Genomic DNA, 25,182 nt, shown 5'->3' on the forward strand with positions numbered 1-25,182 from the left:
CGCAAACTCCGTTATTCACTGTCGATAGTACGTTAGGAAGTCGGTGATCTTGCCGACCGCATCGCGCAGCACCTCGATGCGCGGCAGGTAGACGATACGGAAGTGGTCCGGCTCATGCCAGTTGAACCCGCCGCCACGCGTGATGAGGATGCGCTTGTCGTGCAGGAGGTCGAGCGCGAACTGCTCGTCGTCGGTCACGTTGAACTTCTTGACGTCGATCTTGGGGAAGATGTAGAACGCCGCCTTCGGCTTGACCGCCGTGACGCCGGGAATCGAGTTGAGTGCGCTGTAGATGTACTCGCGCTGTTCGTAGAGACGACCGCCGGGCACGACGTAGTCGTTGACGGACTGATGGCCGCCGAGCGCGGTCTGCACGATCGACTGGGCCGGCACGTTCGAACAGATGCGCATGTTGGTGAGCATGTTGATGCCCTCGATGTAGTCCTTGGCCATGTGCTTGTTGCCGGACAGGACCATCCAGCCGACGCGGTAACCGGCGATCATGTGCGACTTGGACAGGCCGGAGAACGTGACGCAGAACAGGTCGGGGGCCATCGAGGCGATCGAGACGTGCTTGAGCCCGTCCATGACGAGCCGGTCGTAGATCTCGTCGGAGAAGATCATGAGCTGGTGCTCGCGGGCGAGGTCGACGATCTGCTGGAGCACCTCGGGCGGATAGAGCGCGCCGGTCGGGTTGTTCGGGTTGATGATGACGATCGCGACCGTGCGGTCGGTGATCTTCGCACGCATGTCGTCGATGTCCGGATACCATTCGGACTGCTCGTCGCACGTATAGTGCACGGCGGTGCCGCCGGCGAGGTTCACGCAGGCGGTCCACAGCGGATAGTCGGGGCTGGGCACGAGCACCTCGTCGCCGTCGTCGAGCAGGGCCGACATGGACAGGTTAATCAGCTCGCTCACGCCGTTGCCAGTGTAGATGTCCTCGATGCCCACGTTGGGGATGTTCTTGAGCTGTGCGTACTGCATGATGGCCTTGCGCGCGGAGAACAGGCCCTTGGACGCCGAGTAGCCCTCGGTCTCGGTCAGCTGGCGGGCCATGTCGTAGACGACCTCATCGGGCGTACGGAAGCCGAACGGCGCGGGGTTGCCGATGTTGAGCTTCAACACGTGCATGCCAGCCTCCTCCATGCGCGCCGCCTCGTCGACGACTGGTCCGCGCACATCATAGAGGACGTTGTCGAGCTTGGTTGATTTGTGGAACTGGCGCATGGGGATTCCTTCCTCTTCCGACTGGATGACTGGCGCTGATGATTCGTTCCCGCTGCCATGGCCGTCGCGGTTTGCGGTTCCGGCCGCGGTCCCGCGCTCACGCGACGGCATGTGCCGTTCGTGCGGCGACGACACGGACGCCGTGGCATCGTGCCCGAGTAGCCACTGTCCATCGACGCCGAGCGTGACCGCAAGAAAGTTCAATACCTCGGCCCGCGGCACGGTCTTGCCGCTCACATACTGGCTGACATGGCTTTTGCCGAGTTTGACGCCGGCCTGCTGGGCCGCACGCACGAGATCCACCTGCTTGAGATGCCGGGCCTCCATTGCGGTCCTCAACCGCGTAGCGAAATCGTCCACGCCGCTCCCCCGATCCCATCTGACGGAAGTTCAAATCCTACGAACATTGATTCGGTATCGTACCAACAACCCGGATACGAAACGCCCTCTGGAGTTCATATATTGAACTCCAGAGGGCGCATCACGGTTGAACTAGTCGTTGAACCTGCAGGGCGGACGATTAGCATACCGACACCGCAGCGAACATGGTGGTTCAAAATTCAGAATTGAACTCGGGTTCATTCGCCTAGGTTCAACGTGCCTTGTCGGCCGGCGCCGACGCCTTGCCGTTGAGATACCAGTAGGCCAGCGCGACGAACAGCGACCCGCCGAGGATGTTGCCGAGCGTCGCGGCGGACAGATTGAACAGGATGCCCGGCACGTCCAGGGCCCCGACGCCTGCCGCATCCGCCCCGTAGCCGAGCAGTTTTGCCGCTAGGCCCATCGGCAGGAAGAACATGTTGGCCACACAGTGCTCGAATCCCATCGCCACGAATCCGGCGATGGGCAGCAGGATGCCCAGCACCTTATCGGCCACGGATCGGGCCGCGAATCCGATGCGCACCGCGAGACACACCAGCACGTTGCACAGTATGCCGCGCACGAACAGCGTCCCCCATGCGGGCGTGACCTTCGCGGCGGCCGTGGCCACGGCGAGATCCCCCACCGCGCCGTCCGCCAGGCCCATCGTGCCGGCCATCGTCACTAGGGTGACCAGCAGCAGCGCGCCAGCGAGGTTGCCGAACCAGACGATCACCCAGTTGCGCAGCATTCCGCGCGCCGTGACCTTGCGCGCCGCCAGATCGGAGACCATCAGCGAATTGCCGGTGAACAGCTCGGCGCCGCAGCACAGGACAAGCACCAGTCCCATGCAGAAGGCGAGACCGCCGACGAACCGTTTCGGCCCCCATGTCATCGCCGGATCCGCGGTGACGATGAGGAAGAACAGAGCTCCAAACCCGATGAACGCCCCGGCGAACATGGCGGAGACGAAGGCCCGCCCACCGGCCAGACGCGTCTTGGCCACGCCGGCGTTCTCCACTGCCTCCTCGGTCTCCACCGGGGTCAGCGCATTGACGCCGATCCTCAGCACGGTCGTATCTCCCTTCGGCCGCTCCCGCCGCTTATCATCATCCATCATGTTTTTACCCATGGCTCGTTCTCCCTTGTACGTTCCGGTCATCCGACGGCTTGGCCGCCGCTCCCCCGTCGATTGTACGCGACTCGGCGGCGGCAGCGAACCCGCTATAATGTACGATCGTACGCATACGGGAAATCGCTATCAGGCAAAGGAGCAGCCGATCATGACCGCGAACGCAACCGACGTCACCGCAGACCTCACGCCCGAGGGACTGGCGGAATGGAATCTCATGGTCTCGGGCGAGGTCTATCAGGACTCGCATCCGGAGATCGAACGCAAACGCGCGGAGGCGAAGCGACTGTTCGTCGCCTACAACCACACCGACTACGAGGACGTCGCCGAACGCCGCCGCATCATGGAGCAGCTGTTCGCCGCGGTCGGCGAGGACGTATTCATCGAACCGAACTTCCGTTGCGAGGTGGGCCGCAACATCACCATCGGATCGCATGCCTACATCAACTTCGACTGCGTGATGCTCGACAACGCGCCGATCACCATCGGAGGCTACGTATGGATCGCGCCGATGGTCGGCCTGTTCGCCACGAACCACGCGCTCGACTTCGAGGAACGCAAGGCCGGCGCCTGCCAGGCCAAGCCGATCGTGATCGAGGACGGCGTGTGGCTGGGCGGCCATGTGACCGTGCTCGGCGGCGTGACCATCGGCCGCGGCTCAGTGATCGGCGCCGGGTCGGTCGTCACCAAGGACATCCCCGCCGGCGTGATCGCGGTCGGCAATCCAGCGCGCGTGCTGCGGCCGATCACTGAGGCGGACAAGACCGGCTTCTGCGAGCGCATCGCGGCGCGTGACGCGGCACGATGACGGAGGTCCGGCCGGTGGTGGACAGCGTGCATCCTGCCGCATGCCGCCGGTTCGGACCAGTCGGACGGTTCAGTTCATCGCCACCGTGCTGGACAGCAGTGCGCTGGTTTTCGCCATCGCACGGCTCACCGGTGCGTACAGCGTGAATCCGATCAGCAGTGCGATGATCAGGTACACGCTCATGCGTCCCATCTGCTCCCAGTAGACGTTGCCGTAGAATCCGCCGACGGCTTCACGCAATGCGGTGATGGCATGCGAGAACGGAAGGTACGGGTATAGCTGTCGGAAGCCGGCGGGGAGCATTTCGACGGGGAACGTGCCGCCGATGCCTGCGATCTGCGAGACCATGAGCAGCGCGCATAGCGCTTTGCCGGGGGTGCCGAATACGGCGGCCAGCGTGTAGACGAACGTCGAGCATACGAATGCCGACCACCACAGGCATAGCATGAACAGGAGCGGATCGTCCGCCTGCGCGCGCAGGTACAGCAGGTCGCCGAGTCCCAGCACGGTGGTTTGTGCCAGTGAGAACGCGACGAACGTCATGCCGCGGCCTAGGTAGAGTTGCCATGCCTTGGGTCGGTCCAGCGTCGCGACGATCCGTTCCGAAACATCCGTTTTGAGAATGAGGCCCAGGAACATGGCTCCCACCCAGATGGCCAGCAGCGTGTAGAACGGGGTCATCGCCGAGCCGTTGTTCGACACGGGGTATACGGCGATGCGTTTCATCGACACGGGTGTGGACATGGCCAGGGCGATGGTGTCCGTGGGCTGCGAGAACAGTTCGCGTACGGCGCTCACCCCGCCGGAGGCAAGGGCCTTGTCGATGCTGTCGGCGGTTTCGTCGAGCTTCTTCGACTGTTCGAGCAGCGTGTCGTGTGCCGCGGTGAGGTTGTCGGTCAGTTCATGGATGTCGGTCTGCGCTCCTGACGGGTCGTTGGCGTTCTGCGTCACCGTCGATAGTGCGGATGTGGCTTCGTCGAGCAGCGCCGCGGCATCCGCGCCGGCCTGTTTGGCGGAGTCGGTCACGCCGGTGATCGAGGTGGCCACGTTGTCGTGGTACGACTGTTTCAGATCGCGGATCGATTGCGCGCCGGACTGTGCCTGTGCGGCGATGTCCTGGCCGGCGGCGGTGATCGACTGGCTTTTGCCGGACGCCTTGTCGGCGGCGGCGTTGACTTTGGCGTCGGTGGCGTTCAGCCGGTCAAGCGTGCGGTCGACGTCCGCGATGGCACGGGTCATCGCGTCTTTGGCCGCGCTCGTGTGCGCCGCGTCCCGGATGGACGCCAATGTGCCGCGGTATGTGGTCAGGCTTGCGATCATCGGCTGGATGCGGTTCTTGGAGATCGCGCGCAGCGCGTCCGCGGTATCGGCGGCTCCGCCGGCCGGCTTGCTCAGCGCGCTCTGCGCGTTGGTCCCGACGGCGTCGAAGGCGTCCGCCGCCGCATCGAGCCCGTTGTCCATGCTTGCGCCGGCCGCATCGGCCGCGTTGGAGGCGCTGGAGAGCTTGTCGGAGATGCTGCCGGCATCGGTTGAACGGGATCCCAGCGAATCCTTGGCCTGCGTCATCGACGCGGAGGACGCGTCGAGCAGGGAGACGGCTGAATCGACGAGACCGGCATAATTGGACGCCAGTTCGGCGGCGTCCGCCAGATCGTCTGACTGCTGCCTGAGCCGGGTGCTCAACGCGCTGATGGTCTGCGCGCTGCGGTCCGTGTCAAGATAGGACGTCACGGTGTCGATCACGCCTACCGAAGCCTTCGCCACCGCCGAGGTGAGCGTATCGCTGACCTGCTGGCGTACGGTGGATGCGCCCTGGTTGGTGACGGTGGATCCGATCGGGTTCTTCTTCGGATTGGCGTAATAGACGAGTTTCGCCTGTCTCGACGGCTTCGCGGCGCCGTCGGCGTCGGAGTCGCCGGCATCCAGCATCGAGAACAGGTCCGTGCTGAAATGCTCCGGGATCACGATGGCGGCATAGTATTCGCCGGACTTCACGCCGTCCTTGGCCTTTGTTTCGCTTACGAACGTCCAGTCGAGACTGTCGTTCGCGCGCAGCGCGTTGGCCACCTGATCGCCCACGTTGACCTGCGCCGGCAGCATGTCGCCTTGGTATCCCTTATCCGCATTGGCGACCGCCACTTTCATGCCGCCGGTGTTGCTGTAGGGGTCCCAGTTGGCATAGATGTTGAACCATGCGTAGAACGATGGCATAAGAATCAGCCCGATGGCGATGATGAGCGCTATCACGCTGCCGCGGATGCGCCTGATGTCGCCGCGGAAGATGGTCCATACGTTTCGCATCAGTGGATCTCCTTTGCGTTGGCGCCGCCGTTGATGGCCTCGGTGACGGCGGTCACGGCCGAATGCAGCAGACCTTCGGCGCCCATGGCGGTGTCCCGTGCCTGCTGCGGCAGGTTGTGGTGGATGTATTCGATGACGATGAGCGCGATGTCCACGATCACGATCAGCGCCAGCCATGCGGCGAGGAAGCCTATGCCCGGTCCGACGATCGTCATGATCGCGAAGAACGCGACCGGCACCAGCCAGATGAGGTGGAATCCGAAACGGATCAGATGCGGGTACAGCCGTTCGAACTTCTCGGCCCGACGTCGCACGCCCGCACCCCAGGTCGGATCGGCGAGCATCTTGCGCACGGTGATCATGACGTTGCGCTCGGCGCCGACTATCTCCAGCCGCTTCGTGTTGATCAGATCGGTATCGGCCAGTTCGCGGTTGAACAGGTCGTTGAGATTGGCGAGCGCCGGGCGGCACAGCAGCGCCATCAGCAGGAACGCCACGGCGAACGTCGAGGTCTGCCCGAGCCGTATCCAGAAGTCCGCGCCGTAGAAGCCGCCGATCGCCTCGCGCAGCGCCTCGACTCCGTAGGTGAACGGCAGGAGGGGGTACAGTCTCTGGTAGAAGGACGGCATCATTTCGATCGGGTACATGCCGCCTGCGCCCGGTACCTGCAGTATCAGGAATATCACGCTGAGCGCCATGCCGATGTGTCGGAACATCATGACCAGGCTGTAGGCGATGGAGATGTAGGTCATCGAGCAGATCATGGTGCCGAGGTAGTACGCCCATGGCACGTTGCATTGGATGCCGATGATGAGGTTGCCGGATGCGATCACGATGCTTTGCAGGATCGCGACGGCCATGAGCAGCAGCCAGCGTCCGAGGAACGCCTGTTTCGGCGTGAGGCCCTCGATGCCGTCCGAGTCGGCGTCGTTGCGCAGCAGGGTGAGTGCCACGAATGCGCCGGCCCAGCAGGCCAGGTTCGTGAAGAACGGGGCGATGGCGGTGCCGTAGTTCTTCATCGGATAGTATTCGCGGCTGTCCAGTCCGACCGGGGATGCGAGGAATGAGGAGATCTGGTCGGCGTCCGCGTGTGCGAGATCGTTGACGCCGGCCCATGCGTCGCTTGCGCGCAGCACGGCGAAGTCGGCCTGGGTGCTCTGCACCGATTCGCTCACCCGGCCGAGGGCCGTGCCGGTTTGTCTCATCACGTCGGAGGCCGTTTTCAGGGTGTTGTCGAATTGGGCGAGATTGGCGTCGAGCTGTTCGAGGGATTCGGATGCGCCGCCCACCGTTCCCGACAGGCCGACGAGTTGGGTGGAGATTCCGTTGAGGCTGCCGTCGATGGTCTCCGAGGCGTCCGAGGACATTGATGACAGGTTGCTCGTCGTTTTGTTCAGCGTGTTCAGTGAATCGGACAGTCGCTGGTTCGTCATGGCCATTGCGGAGGGGATGCCGTCGTTCAGCTGTTTCACCGCATCGATGTGCTTGGCGAGATCGCGCTGCTGTTGTCTGGCTTGGGCAAGGGCGTCCGAACCGGCGAGCTGCGAGTCGGATGCCATCGCGTCGATGGCGTCCTCCAGGGCGTCGTTCGCCGTTTCGAGTGTGGACAGCGAGGATTCGACGCGGCCGGAGATCGTCTCCGTATTGCCGTTGACGGTATCCGTCATGCCTTCGATGCGCCCCGAGATGGCGCCGAATCCCGCCTGTCCCTGACTGGCTGCCGTGTTCGCGGCCTGTTGGAACGCCGACAGGTTCTTGCGTGCCGCGTCGACGGACGTTGCCGTGTCGCCGATGCTTGCGGACAGCGTGTTCGCGCGGTTCGCGATGCTTGCGATGCGTTGTCGTGCCTGGGTGATGGCGGAACGCGAGTCCGAGATGGCGGATTGCGAGTCGGCGACTTTGCGTTGCGCCGACGTGATGCTGGACTGGACTTCGCCGAGCTTCTCGTCGAGCTGGTTTGCCGTCCCGTCGAGGGAGTCGTTCATCTTGCCGGCTTCTTCGGCAAGGGTCGTGGTGACGGTGGAGCTGACGGTGGAGACGAATGATTCGTTGATCTGCTGTTCGAGCGCGTTGGCGCCGGATTGCGTCACTCGCGGCGATAGCGTGTTGACCTTTTCGTTGACGTAGAAGGACAGTTCGGGCCGCGTGAAGGTGCCGTGCAGCACGCTGGTCAGATCCGAGCTGAAGTCTTCCGGGATCACGATGGCGGCATAGTATTCGCCGGATTCCACGCCGTTCCTGGCTTGCGTCTCGCTCACGAACCGCCAGCCCAGATCGTGGTTGTCTTCAAGCGCGTCGATGGCCTGGTCGCCCACGTTGAGCTCGGTGCCGTTCACCGAGGCCCCCTTGTCGTTGTTAGCCACCGCGATCGGCACGTTGCCGGTATTGGCGTACGGGTCGAGGTTCGCCGCAACGTTGAACCATGAGTACAATCCCGGCACGAAGCAGGACGCGAACACGATGATCACCGCGGCGGGCACCGCGCAGATGCGCTTCACGTCACGGATGAAAACGCGAATGATGTTATGCATGGGTCAGGTCTCTTTCCAATGTCGCTTGCTTATCGTCCGCAATCCGCCCGCAACGCAGGCTGGTGCCGGACCACCGATCATCAAATTCAATCATCACGTTGTCGATTTAAGGCGGTTCATATTATGCCGCCCCTCACGGTTCGCCGCAACGAACAGATTCTTCGAAACTGTCGATTCGAACGCGGCCGCGCCGGCGGAATACCACCGACGCGGCCCGTCATCGGCGCGTCCGCCGTGTCGCCGCTCACTCGACCGACTTGAGCGCGGCGAGCATGTCGACCGTCTTGAGCTGCCGGTAGACGACCCAGCCGAGCGCTGCGAGCACCACGGCGACGAGCGCGAACGGCACCACGAACGCCGGCCAGCCGAGCGCCGGGTCGAACATGACCTCGTCGGGCGGCACCTCGGCGATGATGTACCGGTGCAGTCCCGCGCCGAATCCATAACCGGCGAGAATGCCCAACGCCGACAGCACGATGGTTTCGCGGTAGATGTACATGGTCGTCTCGTCGCTATGGAAGCCGAGCACCTTGATGGTGGACAGCTCGCGGATGCGTTCGGACACGTTGAGGTTCGTCAGGTTGTACAGGATCACCACGGCGAGCAGTCCGGAGACGAGCACCAGCACCTCCATGATCTGGTTCAGGGAGTCGACGATCGTGGCGACCTGGTTCTTCATCGTGGTGTTCTGCACGACGCCGCGCACGCCGTCGTCGGTCATGAACCGCGCGCCCTGCTTCTCGGCGTTCTCGATCGAATTGTCCTTGAGCCGCACGAGATAGGCGTTCGGCTGGTAGTCCTCGCCGAACACGTGCTCGTATCCGCCCGACGACATGACCATGAGATGGCCGATGTACATTTCGTTCACGCCGTCGACGCGCACGGAGCGTTCGACGCCGTCCTCGCCGGTGACGCGGATCGTGTCGCCGTCCTTCGCGCCGAGCATCGAGGCCATGCGTTCGGAGATGACCGCGCCGCGGTCGGTGAGGATCTGCGGTGTATGATTCACGCGCGAGCGCAGGGTCACATAGTCGGCGAAGTTGTACGTGTCGTCGGTGACGAGCAACGTGATCGACTGCTTGTCGTCCTGCTTGCCGGCGGTTTTGGTGAGTTCCTCGTAGCGGATCGGCATCGCCTCGTCCACGGCCTTGTCGCCCATGCTCTTGGCGACCGATGCGCGCTGGTCGTCGTTGTTGTCGGATTTTTCGGCGACGATCATGTCGTAGTGGATCACCTCGTCGAACTGGCGTTCGCTGATCTGGTTGATCGACCCCTGCACGCCGAGTCCGGCGACGAGCATCGACACCGAACCCATCACGCCGAAGATCGTCATGAACCCGCGCGTCTTGTAGCGGAACAGGTTCCTCGCGGTGACCTTGCGCGTGAAGCTGAGCCGGCTCCAGATGGGAGTCAGCCGTTCGAGGAAGATCTTCGACCCTTTGGCCGGCGGCTTGGGCAGGAGCAGCGCGGCCGGTTTGTCCTTGAGCTCGCGGGCGGCGGCGAGCATGGCAGGCACGACGGCGCTCACCCACGCGAGCAGGAACGCGGCCACGGTGACCGTGGGGTGGAATTTCAGTTCGATGGCCGGCATCGTGAACCCGCTGCTGTACGCGTGGTAGACGATGAGCGGCATGACCGTATGTCCGGCCGCGACACCGAGGATGGTGCCGACGGTGGACGCGGCGAACCCGTAGACCGTGAATTTCTTGAGGATGTCCGCGTTGCCATAGCCGAGCGCCTTGAGCGTGCCGGAGTTGACGCGTTCCTCGTCGACCATGCGGCCCATCGTGGAGAACGTGACGAGCGCGGCCACGAAGTAGAGGAACACGGGGAAGATCAGCGCGAGCTTTTCGACGATGTTCGCGACGATCTCGTACACGCGGTAGCCGTTGGACGTGAGTCCTTCGCGCCGGCCGTCGATCGAGTAGGCGGGCACTTCGAGCGTGTCGACCTTCTCGCGGGCGAGCGCGATCTCGCGTTCGGCATCCTTGATCTTCGCTTCGGCGGCGGGCTTCGCGTCGTTGAACTCCTGCAGTTTTTCGGCATACTCGTCCTCGGCTTTTTCGATGTCGCGCTGGCCTTGGATGAGCTGCGTGGCGCCGTTCGCGGCGCTACCGGATGAGCCCGTGCCGGCCGGCGCGGTGGAGACGGCCTGGCCGAGTTCGGTCTGCTTGGCGGCGAGCTGGTTGGACGCGTCGGCGAGCGCGGCCGCGTTCTTCTGGTATTCCTCGGTGCTCTCCTCAAGTTGCGTGGCTCCGTCGTTCCACTGTTGGAGCGCGGTGTTGTAGGCGTTCAGTTGGCTGTTGTATTGGGCGACGGCGTCGTTGTAGGCGTTCAATGCTTTGTCGTACTGGGCTTTGACGGTGTCGTACAGGCTGCCGGTCAGTCCGCTGTTCGCCCAGTCGGTCAGGAGCGTGCCGGTGTTGTCGAGCGTCGGCTTGACCGATTCGAGGATGGTACGGGCCGCGTCGAGCTGTGTTTTGGCCTGCGTAAGCTGCTGCCATGACGAGTCGAGCTGCGCCTGGCCTTGCGTGAGCTGTTGAGCGCCGGCCGCGAGCTGGGTTTGCCCGGAGGTGATCTGCGAGCCGGCGGATGCGATCTGCGCGAGTGCGCCGGACAGTTCCGCGGCGGCGGTCGAGCCTTGGTCGATGGCGGTGAGCTCGCCTTGGGTCATCTGATCCTTGGCGGTTTCGATCTGCGTTTTCGCGTCCGTAAGCTGCGTTTGGGCGTCGTCGAGCTGTTGTTTCGCATCGTCGACCTTGGCCTGCGCCTTGTCGATCTGCGTACGGCGGTCCGCTCGGATGGAGGCCGCGCGCGCCTTGGGCTGGCCGGCGAGACGTTTGGTGAGCGTGTCCTTGTGCGCCTGCACGCGGTCGCGGTATTCGCTGGTCCAATAGTCGAGGTGCTGCGTGTCGGCGAACGTCACGCGGCCGATCATCGTCACGTCCGAGTCGAACGTGCCCCGCACGACCACGCCGTAGCCGTCGAGTTCGCCGGTGCCGGCCGTGGATTGGCCCATGTTGAGGTCGGAGACGATTTCGCTGGCGTCGACGAAGCCGACCACAGTGTACTTGGTCTGGTTGAGGATCGTGTCGCCGGCGATGTCGGGCAGTTCGGTGACCTTCACGGTGCTGTCGAGCGCATACCGGTCGCGTTCGGCCGAGTCGAGCGCGATTTCGCCGGTCTTGTCCGGCAGACGGCCTTCGATGACGCGGTATCCGGAGACGGCGTCGGGCCTGGAGTAGATGCGCAGGCTGTGGTTGCTGCCCTCGATCGTCACGTCTTTGAAGTAGCCGAATTCGGCCTGGCGTACGCCGTCGGTCGAGCGGATGATCGTTTCGTCGTCGCGGCTCAGTCCGTAGTCGCTGATGACGGTCACGTCGGCGAGGTTGTTGTCGCGGTAGAAGGTCGCGCCGGTCGCCTGCATGTCGGGGCCGGTGACGAACAGGCCGACGAGGGCGAACGAGCCGAGCATCATGAGGCTGACGATCGAGATGAACCGGCCTTTGGATTTGGCGAGGGTGACGCGGATGTCCTTCCACAGCATGCGTTTGCGGGGCGTGGTCATGCGGCGGTGTTTGCGTTTGGCGGCGTGGACGCGGTCGTTTCGGCGGCCGGTTTCGGCCGGTTCCATGAAGTCTTCGAGGTCGGTCACGGTTACCACTCCAGATCCTTGATGTCCATCGGATGTTCGTTGACGTCGATCGACTTGACATGTGCGTCGTGCATGTGGATGACGCGGTCGGCGATGGGCGCGATGGCCGAGTTGTGGGTGACGATGACGACGGTCGCGCCCTTCTTGCGGCTTTGGTCCTGCAGGATCTGCAGGACCTGCTTGCCGGTGTTGTAGTCGAGCGCGCCGGTCGGCTCGTCGCACAGCAGGATCTTCGGGTTCTTGGCGACGGCGCGGGCGATGGCGACGCGCTGCTGTTCGCCGCCGGACAATTGCGCGGGGAAGTTGTCGACGCGGTCCTTGAGCCCGACGTCGATGAGCGTCTGCACGGGGTCCTGCGCGTCACGCACGATTTCGGAGGCGAGTTCGACGTTCTCCTTGGCGGTGAGGTTGGCGACGAGGTTGTAGAACTGGAACACAAAGCCGATGTCGTAGCGGCGGTAGTCGGTGAGCTGACGGGCGGTGTAGTTCGAGATGTCCTTGCCGTCGATGATCACCTGGCCTTCGGAGTTGGTGTCCATGCCGCCGAGGATGTTGAGCACGGTCGATTTGCCGGCACCGGACGAGCCGAGGATGATCGCGAGCTCGCCTTTTTCAATGCCGAAGCTCACGTCGTTGTTCGCGACGATGGTCGTGTCGCCCATGTGGTAGCGCTTGAAACTGTGGATCATTTCGATATAGGACATGTCGACGTCTCCTTGTCCCCTTCCGGCTCGGCCGGCTGAAGATGGTCATATGCGTATGCGGTCGTTCACAACACCTTGAATAAACAACATGTTGATTTAACTGCTGTGATTGTATGAACGGCCAAAACACGCAGTCAATGCACAATTATCAACATGTTGTTCAAATAGAGCACCTCGTCGGAAACTGTCGATTTAGTCACTAAACGAACAACGTGTTGTTATAATCGAGGCAGCATTCACCGACTGATCCGACAGCCGAGGCATCACACGCATCATCAGGAAAGAGGACGCACATGGCATCCGTGACCGGCAAACGCAACACGCAGACCGAAGCCAAGATCAAGGCAGCCTTCACCACGCTCGTACAGAGCAAGGGCTTCGACGCGCTGACCGTAAGTGACATCGCCCGCACGGCCGGCATCAACCGCGGCACGTTCTACATGCACTACGTCGACAAGTTCGATCTGCGCCGACAGCTCATCGACGACACGATCGACGACCTGACCGAAATCCTCATCAAGAACGCCGAACCGGACGGGCAGGTCACGACCCGTACCGGTAGGGCGATCTGCGACGCGTTCCAGACCAGGGCCATCGCCGAGGCGCTGCGCTACGTCAAGGACGACTACGCATTCTTCGACGCGGTCTCCCGCTCCGGCAACGACATGCAGCTGTACGACCGGCTCAAAGAGGTACTCAAGAAGCTCATCATGACGCAGGCCAAACGGTTCGGCGCCGAACCGCAGTCCAGCTACAACGGCATCCCGGCCGACTACGCCATGGAGATCCTCGTCTCCGCCGTCTCCTCGATCATCTGGCTGTGGATCCGCCGCGGCTGCAAGGAGTCCCCCGACGAGATCTGCCTCATCATCGAAAAGAACAAGGTCACCGCCCCCATCGACGTGCTGTGGTGAGGTCCCATCCCACCTCCTCTAAAGGGGGAGCTGTCAACGGAGCCGACTGAGGACGAGGAAACACCCGTCACTTCAAGCCCTGCAAAACACTCAGTCCCGCAGGAACGCCACGAACGCGGTGGCCGCGGGATTAAGGACCCTCCCCCGCTTCCAAGCGACGGCGGACGGCACGTCGAGACGCGGTTCCAATGGCACGAACCGCAATCCCTCGCCGATCTGGCCAACGTCGATGCACAGAGCCGGGCCAAGCCCGTGTCGCACCGCGACCGCGGCGTTCAACGGCAGGTTGTAGGTGCCGGCGACCGTCACGGCGGCACGCACGGCACCGAGCCAGTTGTCGAGCGTGCCGCGCGCCTGCGGCCGATACGGCATCAGCAGCGCACGGCCCGCCAGATCATCGGGCGTGATCACGTCGAGACGGGTCAGATCGTCGTCGTCGCACATCATCACGCCCCAACGATCCGTCTGCGGCAGCCGCAGGAAATCGAACCGTTCCGCGTCGATCGGCTCGCTCATCACCGCGATGTCGCTCAACCCCAGTTCCATGCGCTCCCGCGTCACGTCGGCCGTCGCGGAGAACAGGGCGAACCTTACACGCGGATGCAGCGCGCGGAACGCGGCCATGCGGTCGGCCAGCCAGTCGACGCCACGCAGCTCGCCGCATCCGACCGCGATCTCGCCGTCGAGCCCCGTCTCCGCGTGGTTCGTCACCTCGGAGACCGTCCTGTCGGCGAGTTCAACGAGCGCACGGGCGCGATCGCGCAGCAGCACGCCTTCGGAGGTGAGCGCAATGGCATGCTGGCCGCGTTCGAACAGCCTCACGCCAAGCTCGCGCTCCAACTGTTGCAACTGGCGCGACATCGTGGGCTGGGATATCCGCAGCAATTCGGCGCCTCCCGTCACGCTGCCCTCCTCGGCCACTGCCAGAAAATACCGCAAGACACGCAGTTCCATGACGCCTCCGTCCTCCCATCGTCTTTTCGTCGCCCCTGTTCACGGCCTCGCCGCCATCGCGAAGCCGGCAACCCGCCGATCGGACACCGACCCAGGCAACGCCATCATCCATACGGTTCAAGCATAGATGGGCATATGTCCATGCTATTGGACGATACGCGGGCATGGCGGTTCAATGGTGACGCATACCGAAAGGACGATCATCATGACAGCCAGCGCAACCATCGACGACGCCGCGACCGACGGCCGCACGGCGAACGGCGTACCGGACTCCCCCGCCGACATCCTCGCCAGCGACCGATCCGGCATCCCCGTCGACCCGCATGAACCCGGATACGACGCCGCGATAGGCACGATCATCCGCACCGCCAAACGACTGTGCGCCGAACTCAACACGGGATACCACGAACCGGAGGAGACCCACGCGATCTTCGAGCGGATCGTCGGCCACCCCGTCGACCAGTCGTTCCGACTCAACCCGCCGTTCCACACGGATTTCGGACACAACATCACGCTCGGCCGCAACGTGTTCATCAACTGGGGGTGCACGCTCATGGACCGAGGCGGCATCGCCATCGGCGACGACTCGTTCCTCGGCCCCAACGTGCAGCTCATCACCATCAACCACATGAAGGATCCGACCCGCCGCGCCGTGACCGTAAGTCGGCCGATCACGATCGGCGCTCGCGTATGGATCGGCGCGGGCGCGACCATCCTGCAGAACGTGACGGTCGGCGACGGCGCGATCGTTGGCGCGGGCGCGGTCGTCACGCACGACGTGCCGGCCGGCGCGATCGTCGCCGGCAATCCGGCGCGCGTGATCGGCCACGTCTGACCGCTCCCGGCAACGGGAGCCCCCACACGCATCCGCCGCCGGCACCCCGGCCATCGCGGCGATGCGGCATCCACAGGAAACCAAGGAAAGACCATCCATGATCCACGAAACACTGCGGCTCTTCGACGACCGCGACGCCACGCTGACCACCTATCTGCACGCCGAATCATCCCAACGCGACTTCCAGATGCACCCGCGTTCGGCGGTCATCGTGCTGCCGGGCGGCGCATACTCGTTCCTGTCGGACACCGAAGCCGAGCCGGTGGCGCTCACCTTCCTCAAGGAAGGCTACGACACCTTCGTGTTCGACTACACGGTCGGCGACGACTGCCGCTACCCCGACGTGCTCATCGAGGTGTCCAAGGCGATCCTTGAAGTACGCCGCCACGCGGACGAATGGGGCATCGACCCTCGCCGGATCACCCTGATGGGCTTCTCCGCCGGCGCGTGCATCGCCGGGCTCTCCGCCACGCAGTGGAACACGCCGGAGATCGCCGAGGCACTCGGCGTGCAAGACGATCCCGAACTGCTCAGGCCGGACGCGATCGTGTTCGGATACGGCGCCTGGGACAACTCGAACACCATCCAGAACAACCCCGAATACCATAACCCGGAGGCGGCGCGCATCGCCACGTCATGCACTCCGCAGCTCGACCTGATCAACTACGTCGGACCGCACGTGCCGCCCATGTTCATCTGGCACACCTTCGGCGACAGGTACGTGCCCGTCACCAATCCGCTGATGATCGCCGACGCGATGTTCCGGCTGCGCATACCCGTCGAACTACACCTGTTCGCCTACGGTGAGCACGGCATGTCGGTGTGCAACAGCCTGAGCTCCTACGACGACGCCTCATACCGGCTGGCCGAAGACAGCCCCAACGTGGCCTCCTGGACGACCATGGCCACCGATTGGATGAACCGGCTGTTCGGCCTCAAGCCGCGCATCAGGTAAACCGGCGAAAGTCCGCGTCCGTCCCGGCCGTGGTCTTCGACGGACGCGAGAGGAAACATCACGAAACGAAAGGAACGAATCATGAAGACAAGTGATCAGACGTACGACGAACCGATGCCGACACGTACGCTGGGAACCGGTCCGGCCAAACTGGACGTGTCGGCCATCGGCTTGGGATGCATGGGATTCACGATGAGCTGGCCGCCGTTCCTGCCGCACGACGAGTCCATCCGCGTGATCCGCACGGCCTACGAGATGGGCGAACGGTTCTTCGATACGGCCGAAGTGTATGGTCCGTTCACGAACGAGGAGCTGGTGGGCGAGGCGTTGGAGCCGTTCCGCGACGATGTGGTGATCGCCACGAAATTCGGGTTCGCCCTGCACGGCGACCCATTAGGCGGACAGGCCGGCGCAAGGGCGGTGCTGGACGCTTCCGGCCGCGTGCAGCAGACCGATTCGCGCCCCGAGACGATCCGCAAGGCCGTGGAGGGATCGTTGAAACGTCTGCGTACCGATCACATCGACCTGTACTACCAGCATCGCGTGGACACCAAGGTGCCGATCGAGGACGTGGCCGGCGTGATGGGCGAACTGATCGCAGAAGGCAAGATCCTGCACTGGGGCCTGTCGGAGGCCGCGCCCGCCACCGTGTGCCGGGCCCATGCGGTCACGCCGGTGACGGCCGTGCAGAACGAGTATTCGATGTGGTGGAGAAAGCCCGAGGAGGAGCTGATTCCGACGCTTGAGGAGCTGGGCATCGGCCTAGTGCCGTTCAGCCCGCTCGGCAAGGCCATGCTGGCAGGTCGGTTCGATGCCGCATCGCGTTTCACCGACGATGACTATCGCAGCAAAATCCCGCGCTTCTCCCCCGAACATATGGCGCACAACGTGGCGATGGGCGACTACGTGCGTTCGCTGGCCGAGGCCCGCGGCGTGGCGCCCGCGCAGATCGCACTCGGCTGGCTGCTCGCACGGAAGCCCTGGATCGTGCCGATCCCCGGCACCAAGCACATCGACCGGCTGCGGCAGAACCTGGGCGGCGCGGCCGTGACGTTCACGCCGGACGAGCTGTCCGACATCGACCGGCATCTCGACGCGATCCACATCGAAGGCGCGAGGTACGCGCCCACGCAGGAGGCGCTCACCAACCACTGACCCGAAAATCGCATGCGCGCATGCCGACAAACGAATCGGCGGGCATATGGTCCATACCATATGCCCGCCGATGTGCGTTCCGCCGGACTCGCCGACGCGCCCGGAAACATGCCGGCGGCATGTCAGGCCGAATGCGTGCCCCACTGCATGACGATGATGCCGACGATCATGATGGCCATGCCCAGCAGCATCTTGAGGTTCAGCGGGTCGTGGAACAGCACGCGTGCGGCGAACGCGGTCAGGATGATGCCCACGCACGACCACACGCCGTACGCGAGCGCGGTCGGCATGCCTCGCTCCAGCACCACCGACAGCAGGTAGAAGCACACCACGTAGCCGATCACCACCGGGATCGCCCATATCGGCTTGGAGAATCCTTCGGATGCGCGCAACGACAGCGTGGCCACCACCTCGCAGCAGATGGTCACGAACAGCAGCAGCCAGGTGACCGCCATGGTTCCTCCCCTAGGTTCGGTTTCACTCATGGTGCCCTATGCTACCCAACGTGCAGGAATGCCGTCTTGGCGGGCGGCCATCGAGCTCGTCTATATACTGGAGCGCATGGAATTGACGATCAAACGTTTCGATGAATTGACCGTGCACGAGCTCCACCGGATCTATCAGGCCCGCATGGCGGTGTTCGTGGTCGAACAGCATTGCCCGTATCAGGACATCGACGGCGACGTCGACCTGCACAGCTGGCATGTGTTCGCACATGACGAAGACGGCATCGCCGCCTACTGCCGGGTGGTCGACGCCGGCGTCACGTTCAATGAGACAGCCGTCGGCCGCGTGCTGACGCTGCGGCGCGGGCAGGGACTGGGCGCGCTCATCGTCAGGGAGGGACTGAGGGTGGCCCGGGAGCGCGCCGGGGCGGATACCGTGCGCATCGAGGCGCAGTCCTATGCGCAGGGCTTTTACGAGAAGCTCGGGTTCACGCGCGTTTCGGACGAGTTCCTCGAGGACGGCATCCCCCACGTCGAAATGATCTGGCACGCCGAAGCCGACTGATCACACCCGGTTACAGGTCCAGTCCGTCGACCCACTTGGCGAGCGCCGTCTCGCTTTCGGACGTGGCGATGCGCCGGCCGTTCACCCAGTAGGCGTTCGGCCGTGGTGATGGATGATGTTCCAGTCCTACCGACTTCGAGCGCTCGAAGTCAACACGTTCCGTTCATTCCGCCCGCAGCGCGATGACCGGGTCCTGTTTGGCGGCCTTGCGGGCGGGCAGCAGACCGCCGAGCATGGTGATGATCACGCTGATCGCCACCAGTACGGCCGCATATCTGACCGGCAGCGCGACGGTCAGCGATCCCGCGCCGAGCAGTCGGCCGACCACGGCGTTGGCGGGGATCGTCAGCAGCGCGGTGACGCCCACGCCCAGCAGTCCCGCGCACAGGCCGATGATGGCCGTCTCGGCGTTGAACACCTGCGAGATGTTGCGCCTCGAGGCGCCCAATGCGCGCAGCACGCCGATCTCCTTGGTGCGTTCGAGCACGGAGATGCGCGTGATGATGCCGATCATGATGCACGAGACGATGAGCGAGACCGCGACGAACGCGATGAGCACGGTCGAGATCACGTTGACGATCGTGGTGACCGAGCTGGTCATCAGCGCCACGTAGTCGGTGTAGGTGATCTGCCGGTCCTCGTCCTTGCCTTGGTTGTACGCCGTGATGCAGTCGGCGATGGCTTCCTTGTCGTCGAAGCCGTCGGCGTAGATGCTGATCGACGATGGCGCGTCGTAGCTGACCTTGCCGAATGCGGCAAGATTGTCGTCGTACGCTTGTTCGATATCGTCGTCGGTGGCGTCATCGATCTCGTCGGCGAACGCCGTGCCGGTGAGCACGTTCGTGTCCGGCGACGCTTCCTGCGTGGTGACGACCGCACTACCGTCGGCGTGCACGATGAGTTGGTCAGTCAGTTGCGACGTGTATGCGACGGCCGTGGAGATGGTTGCGTTCTGCGCGTCGTCGGCGGGTCGGATCACGCCGGATACCGTCAATGTGATGCCACGTGAGCGTAGTTCGTCCCAGTTGTCGTCGCCGTCGGCCAGATAGGTGAACGTGCCGTCGCCGTTGTCTTGGTATCGGTCGGAGGCGCTGACCAAGGTGAACGTGCGGCCGACGAGATCGTCGACGTTCCAGTCGATCGTTTCCGCGTCCTTGCCGTCCGCGATCGCGTCGGCTGCGGCCGTGTACTCGTCGGCGCTGATCAGTCCGAGCTGCAGCAGGGTCCCGGCCGGCAGCGCATTGTTCTCGTCGAGCACGAGCATCACGTCGCCGGACTGTTTCACCCAGGATCCGGACAGCAGTTCGTAGCTGTCGCGGGTCAGGTCGCTGACCGCTTCGCCGTCCGGTCCGGGCGTCATCTGGGAGAAGTTCGATGCCTGCGATTCCTCGGATGACGCGTCCGACGAGCCGGATGAATCGGACGAGCCGGTCCCTGCCGCGGTCGAGCCGAGACCGGCCGCGCCACCGGCCAAGCCTCCCATGCCGCCCGACATCATGCCGTTCGCACCGGTCGCTCCCATTGCGCTGGTCGCCACGGAGCCCGTATCGTCGCCGGTGAGTTCGGCCACGTCGGTTTCGGTGTTGATGACGTTGCCGTCCGGATCGTCGGCGAGTACAGAGAACGGCACGTCATACGAGTAGACGATGCCGTTGTCGCCTAGGTATTGACGTATGTCGCTGTCGGGATCGTCAAGGTAGCGTTTGAATTCGGTCAGGTCGTTGGTTTTGACCGCATTGGCCGCGGCCTCGCTCTGTTCGATGTCGCTGTAGTCGACGTGGGCTTTCGTACGGTCCGCATCCGCCTTCTTGGCTTCGGTTGCGCCGCCGGCCGTCGTTCCGCCCATCATGGAACCCATGAGCGAGGTCATGTCGACGCTTTGGCTGTTGATCGTGATCGGATACGACGACATCGTGTCGCGTTGCAGGTCGGCGATATACGTGTTCACGCCGCTGGAGAGCGCCAGGATCGAGGCGATGCCGATGATGCCGATCGAACCGGCAAACGAGGTGAGGACCGTCCGTGCCTTCTTGGTGCTGAGGTTGGCGAAGCTCAGCGACAGCGACGTGGCCCATGACATGCCCACGCGGCCCGGGCGGAGGCCACGGCGAGGCTTGCGAAGGCCCGGGACGCCGACGCCCGTCGCGTCTCCTGTACTGCCGGCAATTGCGACGGCCGTCGCGTCGAACGGCATCGTGTCGTCGACGACATGTCCGTCGGCCAATCGCACGATGCGCGTCGAATAGCGTTCGGCCAGTTCGGGATTGTGCGTGACCATGATGACGAGCCTGTCCTTGGAGACCTCGCGCAGCAGTTCCATGATCTGGATGCCGGTGGCGGTGTCGAGCGCGCCGGTCGGCTCGTCCGCGAGCAGGATGGCCGGATCGTTGACCAGCGCGCGGGCGATGGCGACGCGCTGCATCTGCCCGCCCGACATCTGGTTCGGCTTCTTGTGCTCCTGTCCGGCGAGCCCGACCTTGGCGAGCGCCGTCATGGCCTTCTCGCGCCGTTCGCCGCGCGATACGCCGCCGATAGTCAGCGCGAGTTCGACGTTCGCCAATACCGTCTGGTGGCCGATCAGGTTGTAGCTTTGGAACACGAAGCCGATCGTGTGGTTGCGGTAGGCGTCCCAGTCGGCGTCCCGATACCGTTTGGTCGACACGCCGTCGATGATCAGATCGCCTGAATCGTAGCGGTCGAGTCCGCCGATGATGTTGAGCATCGTGGTCTTGCCGGAACCGGACGGGCCGAGGATCGAGACGAATTCGCTGTTCCGGAATCCCAGCGACACGTCGTCGAGCGCCTGTTGGGTCAGGCCGCCGGTCACATAACGTTTCGATACATGGTCGAGTGCGAGCATCATGGCTCCTTGCTTGTCGGATGCGGGACTAGCCCCAGCCTGCCGTCATCGATTCAACGCAGCCTCTCGCGTATCTCTCGCCAATCTCAACGGCGAATGGACGGCGGATCGCAGGCGACGGCACGGCAATTGAGATTCGGTTGATTCAGCGCGCTTACAATGTTCCGTGATCGGCCGGCGGCGTGGTCCAGCCCGCCGACGGCCTGAGGTTTCGATTCCTGACGGCTCGTTTCATGACGTTGCGTCTCATGGCAAAGGAGCGGCTATGCCCACCGTGCTTGTGGTCGAGGACGACGAACAGTTGCGAGATCTGTTCGCCGACGTGCTTGCGGACAACGGGTATACGGTGCGTACCGCGGACGATGGCGTCGGCGCCTTGGATGCGTTGTCAAGGACCAACATCGACCTTATCGTCTGTGACGTGATGATGCCGCGCATGGACGGGTTCACGATGATCGGCCTGTTAAGGCAGATGGGCGATGTGACGCCGATCCTGGTCATCACCGCGCGCAGCGGCATGGCGGACAAGAAACTGGGATTCCAAAAGGGCGTCGACGATTACATGGTCAAACCCATCAACGTGAACGAGATGGTGTGGCGTGTCGACGCGCTGCTGCGCCGATCGCGGATCGGCGTGCAGCATCGCACGCGTATCGGCGGCACCGAATTCGACGCGGATACGCTCGGCGTGCGCGTGGAGCGGGCGGATGGCGGCGTGGATGAGATCCAGCTGCCGCTCAAGGAGTTCCAACTGCTGTTCAAACTCGCGGCCTCGCCCAACCGGTTCTTCACCCGCCGGCAGATCATGGAGGACGTCTGGGGCTCCGACGGCGCGGCCACGCATACACTGGACGTGCATATCAGCCGTTTGCGCGAACAGTTCCGGGACAATCCCGATTTCGAGATCGTGACGATCCGCGGTCTTGGCTACAAGGTGGTGCAGCGTGCGCATGCGTGACGCTTGTGGCGGACGGGACGGGCATGACGGCCGCCATAGCCGTTCCGTCAAGACGATGGCCGTGTTCTCCGCGATGGTGTTCGTCATCATGACCGTCACGATGCTGCTCACCGGCGCGGCGATCGTCACACTGGGACGTCTCAGACTGATCGGCGGCGATCCGCGCGGCATCACCATCCTCATGTTCGCCGTGGTCAGCGTGATCGTCGGCACGCTGCTGTCCAGACTGATCGGGAAACGGCCGATCGATTTCATCGTGGACATCAATGAAGCCACCAAGAAGGTCTCCGCAGGGGATTTCGACGTCACCATCGACGAGGACGGCATTCCGGCCACCGAATTGCGGGAAATGGCGCATAACTTCAATGTGATGACCGGCGAACTCGCCGGCATCGAGATCCTGCGCAACGATTTCGTCGAGAACGTTTCGCACGAGTTCAAAACGCCGATCGCCGCGATCGAAGGCTACGCCACGCTGCTGCAGCGTCGCGAGCTAAGTGAAGAAAAGCGACTGGAGTATGCGGACCGGATCCTGGTCAACGCGACACGGCTGAGTTCGCTGACCGGCAACATCCTGCTGCTCTCCCGGCTCGATCATCAACGCATCGAGGCGGCGCGGGAGCGATTCAGTCTCGACGAGCAGATCCGTGAGGCGCTGCTGCTGCTTGAACCGCAGTGGAGCGCACGCGGCATTGCGCTTGACGTGGATCTCGACGCCGTGGATTACGTAGGTAACGCCGAACTGCTGGAGCAGGTGTGGCTCAATCTCATCGGCAACGCGGTCAAGTTCACGGCCGACGGCGGCACGGTCGGCGTACGGCTGCGTGTAACGGGCCGGCAGGTGCGGGTCGGGGTCTCCGACGACGGGCCGGGCATGGACGAGGCGACGATGCGGCGCATCTACGACCGGTTCTATCAGGCCGACGCGTCGCGCGCGACGGCCGGCAACGGGCTGGGACTGACGATCGCCAAACGCATCGTCGACCTGCATCACGGCACGATCGACGTCGACAGCTCCCCCGGCGCCGGTTCGACGTTCACCGTCACGCTGCCGCTGCACGAATCCAGCAAGGTATAAGTCCCGATCGCCGCATCCGTCTTGATTGGCTTTACCAAAATGCACTATTCACTCGATAGACGTTTCCCATTTAAGATCGGCGTGATTCCAGCGCGTGGAATATAACTCTTCCGGAATGGGCACGTCCAAAAAACGAGCGACAAGCTCTTCTGCATCTTGGAGCTCATACGACTGGACAGGTGTACCTGCCGCGGTTTTTCTGAACTGCGAGGTCTTCCAACTTCCCGGGATGTGGAAGATGAACGGGAATGAGAGTCGTCGCCTGCGGCATTCGCCACGTAAAGCCTCCATAAGCTCAGATGCAGAGCAGTCCTGCGTGTTGGCAATAATGGCCAAATCCACCAGATCCTTGATCCTTGTGGACTCTCGTCCGTTTATTCGTTCCACTACGGCACACGCCTTGTCGGCAATCTGATTGGCAATGGGATAAAGACGATATCGGTGGGATTCCAATTTCTTGGACAATATCGGAAGATTTCTAGGTGAGACGACTTCGACACTCCGTAAAGCTCCCTGGTGGGTAACAAGATCGACATGGATATTTCCAAGTTCCTTCGTTCCCAGGCTCATGCGGAAAACCACGCGGTATCCATCAAGATACGGTTGGTTGTCACCCTGTACGATGGGTGTGATTGATTCGAACGTGAAAGCGAAGAAGTCATGCAGGTCCTTGGAGGCAAGGCGCTTCAGATCTTCGAGAGATTGGTCCAAATCATAGCCTTGTTTGAACAAGTCAGCACCGAGTGTTCGTCGGGTCGTCGGGATACGAGCAAGCATGGCACTCCCTCCTTTGAGCACCCATTCACTCTGTTCGTCTTCACTGAACACGCGGCATAGGAAACGGTCATAATGCATCTGCCGAATGATGTCGGCGATATTGCGCTCCGGATGCTGCTGATGCTCACGTTTTGCCGCGGTCTTGATGGCCTGTTCGACAGCCAGGCCGCTTGTATAACGATCATCGTTCATCATTTTGGAGGCTTCTGTTGTTTTCGTGGGTTAGTTTGTTGGTGTTGGTAGTTGGATGTTGAGTCCGCCGCATCTGAGCATGATGAGTGCGATGAGGTTGGTGACGTGGTGGAAGCCGTAGGCCATGCGGATGGTGACTTTGATCCTGTTGTTGAATGCCTCGAGCCTGGCGTTGGAGTAGCCCAGTTCGATCGTGCGTAGGATGTCGGGACGGCGCCGGCGGATCTTCCTGGCGAGTTCGACGATCTCGGGGATGCGTGAGTGTGACGCCCAGAACACCCAGTGGTTCAACTCGGTCTTGGCTTGGTCGAGGGGATGTTTGAGCAGGGTCCTCAACAGTTCCTTGAGCTGCCAGGCGCGGTAGAGCTGGCCCTTGGGATCCGTGTTGCGCAGGGCGTCGAATGCTTCAGACTGCTTGTCGGTCAGATCGCGCGGGTTCTTCAATACCGCGTATTTGACGCCGCGCATGCGTTTAGTCGTTTCCTCGTCGTGTTCGCGGCGTGCTTGGTTCCACAGGCGTTTTCTGACCTTGTCGAGCGCACCGGTCATCCAGGAGACGATGTGGAAGCCGTCGAGCACGCGTTCCGCGTTCGGACAGTGCTCGGCGACGCATGAGTCGATCCAACGCGCCCCGTCGCCGGTGACGACCCTGATGGACTTCTTCTGTTCGTCGGTGAGCTGCTGGAAGAACAGGTCGAACACGTCTTTGCCGTACCCGTCGTGCGCCCAGATCACGCGATGCCGTTCATGATCGACGACCACTGTGACGTAC

The 25,182-nt window shown here is 63.0% G+C and carries 19 protein-coding genes; 8 read left to right on the forward strand and 11 right to left on the reverse strand.

The window, feature by feature from the left end:
* Positions 1–15 precede the first annotated feature (15 nt).
* Entirely contained in the window at positions 16–1,557 is a 1,542-nt protein-coding gene (locus JS533_RS04900; RefSeq protein ID WP_241513392.1) for an aminotransferase class I/II-fold pyridoxal phosphate-dependent enzyme, read from the reverse strand.
* A 265-nt stretch (positions 1,558–1,822) separates the two neighbouring features.
* The gene (locus JS533_RS04905) at positions 1,823–2,722 is read right to left on the reverse strand and encodes a formate/nitrite transporter family protein (protein WP_241513374.1); all 900 of its coding nucleotides are present in this window, start codon (positions 2,720–2,722) and stop codon (positions 1,823–1,825) included.
* 151 nt (positions 2,723–2,873) lie between these two features.
* Between JS533_RS04905 and JS533_RS04910 the strand changes: the two genes are divergently transcribed.
* On the forward strand, positions 2,874–3,530 hold the full coding sequence (locus JS533_RS04910) for a sugar O-acetyltransferase (RefSeq protein WP_241513375.1): 657 nt from the start codon (positions 2,874–2,876) through the stop codon (positions 3,528–3,530).
* 69 nt (positions 3,531–3,599) lie between these two features.
* Here the strand turns inward: JS533_RS04910 and JS533_RS04915 are convergent, their stop codons facing one another.
* The 4 genes from JS533_RS04915 to JS533_RS04930 all read right to left on the reverse strand — a co-directional run bounded on the left by JS533_RS04915 (position 3,600) and on the right by JS533_RS04930 (position 12,721).
* A complete protein-coding gene (locus JS533_RS04915) occupies positions 3,600–5,831 on the reverse strand; it encodes a YhgE/Pip domain-containing protein (protein WP_241513376.1) in 2,232 nt (743 codons plus the stop codon).
* Positions 5,831–8,362, reverse strand: coding sequence for a YhgE/Pip domain-containing protein (locus tag JS533_RS04920; RefSeq protein WP_241513377.1), 2,532 nt, complete (start codon positions 8,360–8,362; stop codon positions 5,831–5,833). The genes JS533_RS04915 and JS533_RS04920 overlap by 1 nt, the downstream gene beginning before the upstream one ends.
* A gap of 244 nt (positions 8,363–8,606) precedes the next feature.
* Positions 8,607–12,017 carry an ABC transporter permease gene (locus JS533_RS04925; RefSeq protein WP_241513378.1) on the reverse strand — a complete coding sequence of 1,137 codons (3,411 nt, stop codon included), beginning with the start codon at positions 12,015–12,017 and terminating at the stop codon, positions 8,607–8,609.
* A 2-nt stretch (positions 12,018–12,019) separates the two neighbouring features.
* On the reverse strand, positions 12,020–12,721 hold the full coding sequence (locus JS533_RS04930) for an ABC transporter ATP-binding protein (RefSeq protein ID WP_241513379.1): 702 nt from the start codon (positions 12,719–12,721) through the stop codon (positions 12,020–12,022).
* Positions 12,722–13,014: 293 nt separating this feature from the next.
* On the opposite strand from JS533_RS04930, the gene JS533_RS04935 reads away from it, so the two are divergent.
* Positions 13,015–13,635: a TetR/AcrR family transcriptional regulator gene (locus JS533_RS04935; RefSeq protein WP_241513380.1), complete on the forward strand. Its 621-nt coding sequence runs from the start codon at positions 13,015–13,017 to the stop codon at positions 13,633–13,635.
* Between the two features lie 90 nt (positions 13,636–13,725).
* Here JS533_RS04935 and JS533_RS04940 read toward each other — a convergent pair whose 3' ends face one another.
* Positions 13,726–14,589: a LysR family transcriptional regulator gene (locus JS533_RS04940; RefSeq protein ID WP_241513381.1), complete on the reverse strand. Its 864-nt coding sequence runs from the start codon at positions 14,587–14,589 to the stop codon at positions 13,726–13,728.
* A gap of 205 nt (positions 14,590–14,794) precedes the next feature.
* On the opposite strand from JS533_RS04940, the gene JS533_RS04945 reads away from it, so the two are divergent.
* From JS533_RS04945 to JS533_RS04955, 3 genes are all read left to right on the forward strand, one after another.
* Complete coding sequence (locus tag JS533_RS04945; protein WP_241513382.1) at positions 14,795–15,424, forward strand: sugar O-acetyltransferase; 630 nt, start codon at positions 14,795–14,797, stop codon at positions 15,422–15,424.
* A 97-nt stretch (positions 15,425–15,521) separates the two neighbouring features.
* On the forward strand, positions 15,522–16,379 hold the full coding sequence (locus tag JS533_RS04950; RefSeq protein ID WP_241513383.1) for an alpha/beta hydrolase: 858 nt from the start codon (positions 15,522–15,524) through the stop codon (positions 16,377–16,379).
* 81 nt (positions 16,380–16,460) lie between these two features.
* Positions 16,461–17,534, forward strand: coding sequence for an aldo/keto reductase (locus JS533_RS04955; RefSeq protein WP_241513384.1), 1,074 nt, complete (start codon positions 16,461–16,463; stop codon positions 17,532–17,534).
* A 122-nt stretch (positions 17,535–17,656) separates the two neighbouring features.
* On the opposite strand, the gene JS533_RS04960 is transcribed toward JS533_RS04955, so the two are convergent.
* Positions 17,657–18,019, reverse strand: a complete 363-nt coding sequence (locus JS533_RS04960) for a DMT family transporter (protein ID WP_241513385.1) — start codon at positions 18,017–18,019, stop codon at positions 17,657–17,659.
* A gap of 76 nt (positions 18,020–18,095) precedes the next feature.
* On the opposite strand from JS533_RS04960, the gene JS533_RS04965 reads away from it, so the two are divergent.
* The gene (locus JS533_RS04965) at positions 18,096–18,545 is read left to right on the forward strand and encodes a GNAT family N-acetyltransferase (RefSeq protein WP_241513386.1); all 450 of its coding nucleotides are present in this window, start codon (positions 18,096–18,098) and stop codon (positions 18,543–18,545) included.
* A gap of 163 nt (positions 18,546–18,708) precedes the next feature.
* Here JS533_RS04965 and JS533_RS04970 read toward each other — a convergent pair whose 3' ends face one another.
* The gene (locus tag JS533_RS04970; RefSeq protein WP_420838624.1) at positions 18,709–21,405 is read right to left on the reverse strand and encodes an ABC transporter ATP-binding protein/permease; all 2,697 of its coding nucleotides are present in this window, start codon (positions 21,403–21,405) and stop codon (positions 18,709–18,711) included.
* Between the two features lie 265 nt (positions 21,406–21,670).
* On the opposite strand from JS533_RS04970, the gene JS533_RS04975 reads away from it, so the two are divergent.
* Together JS533_RS04975 and JS533_RS04980 are read left to right on the forward strand one after the other, a co-directional pair.
* Positions 21,671–22,363: a response regulator transcription factor gene (locus JS533_RS04975; protein ID WP_241513388.1), complete on the forward strand. Its 693-nt coding sequence runs from the start codon at positions 21,671–21,673 to the stop codon at positions 22,361–22,363.
* Positions 22,356–23,441 (forward strand): HAMP domain-containing sensor histidine kinase, encoded by a 1,086-nt coding sequence (locus tag JS533_RS04980; protein WP_241513389.1) that lies wholly within the window; start codon positions 22,356–22,358, stop codon positions 23,439–23,441. Before JS533_RS04975 ends, JS533_RS04980 begins: the two co-directional genes overlap by 8 nt.
* A gap of 48 nt (positions 23,442–23,489) precedes the next feature.
* Here JS533_RS04980 and JS533_RS04985 read toward each other — a convergent pair whose 3' ends face one another.
* Both JS533_RS04985 and JS533_RS04990 read right to left on the reverse strand, forming a co-directional pair.
* Positions 23,490–24,413 (reverse strand): nucleotidyl transferase AbiEii/AbiGii toxin family protein, encoded by a 924-nt coding sequence (locus tag JS533_RS04985; protein WP_241513390.1) that lies wholly within the window; start codon positions 24,411–24,413, stop codon positions 23,490–23,492.
* Positions 24,414–24,440: 27 nt separating this feature from the next.
* On the reverse strand, positions 24,441–25,182 hold a 742-nt coding region (locus JS533_RS04990), incomplete at its 5' end, for an ISL3 family transposase (RefSeq protein WP_241513391.1).

The sequence above is a fragment of the Bifidobacterium amazonense genome (assembly GCF_018555435.2).
GTDB lineage: Bacteria > Actinomycetota > Actinomycetes > Actinomycetales > Bifidobacteriaceae > Bifidobacterium > Bifidobacterium amazonense.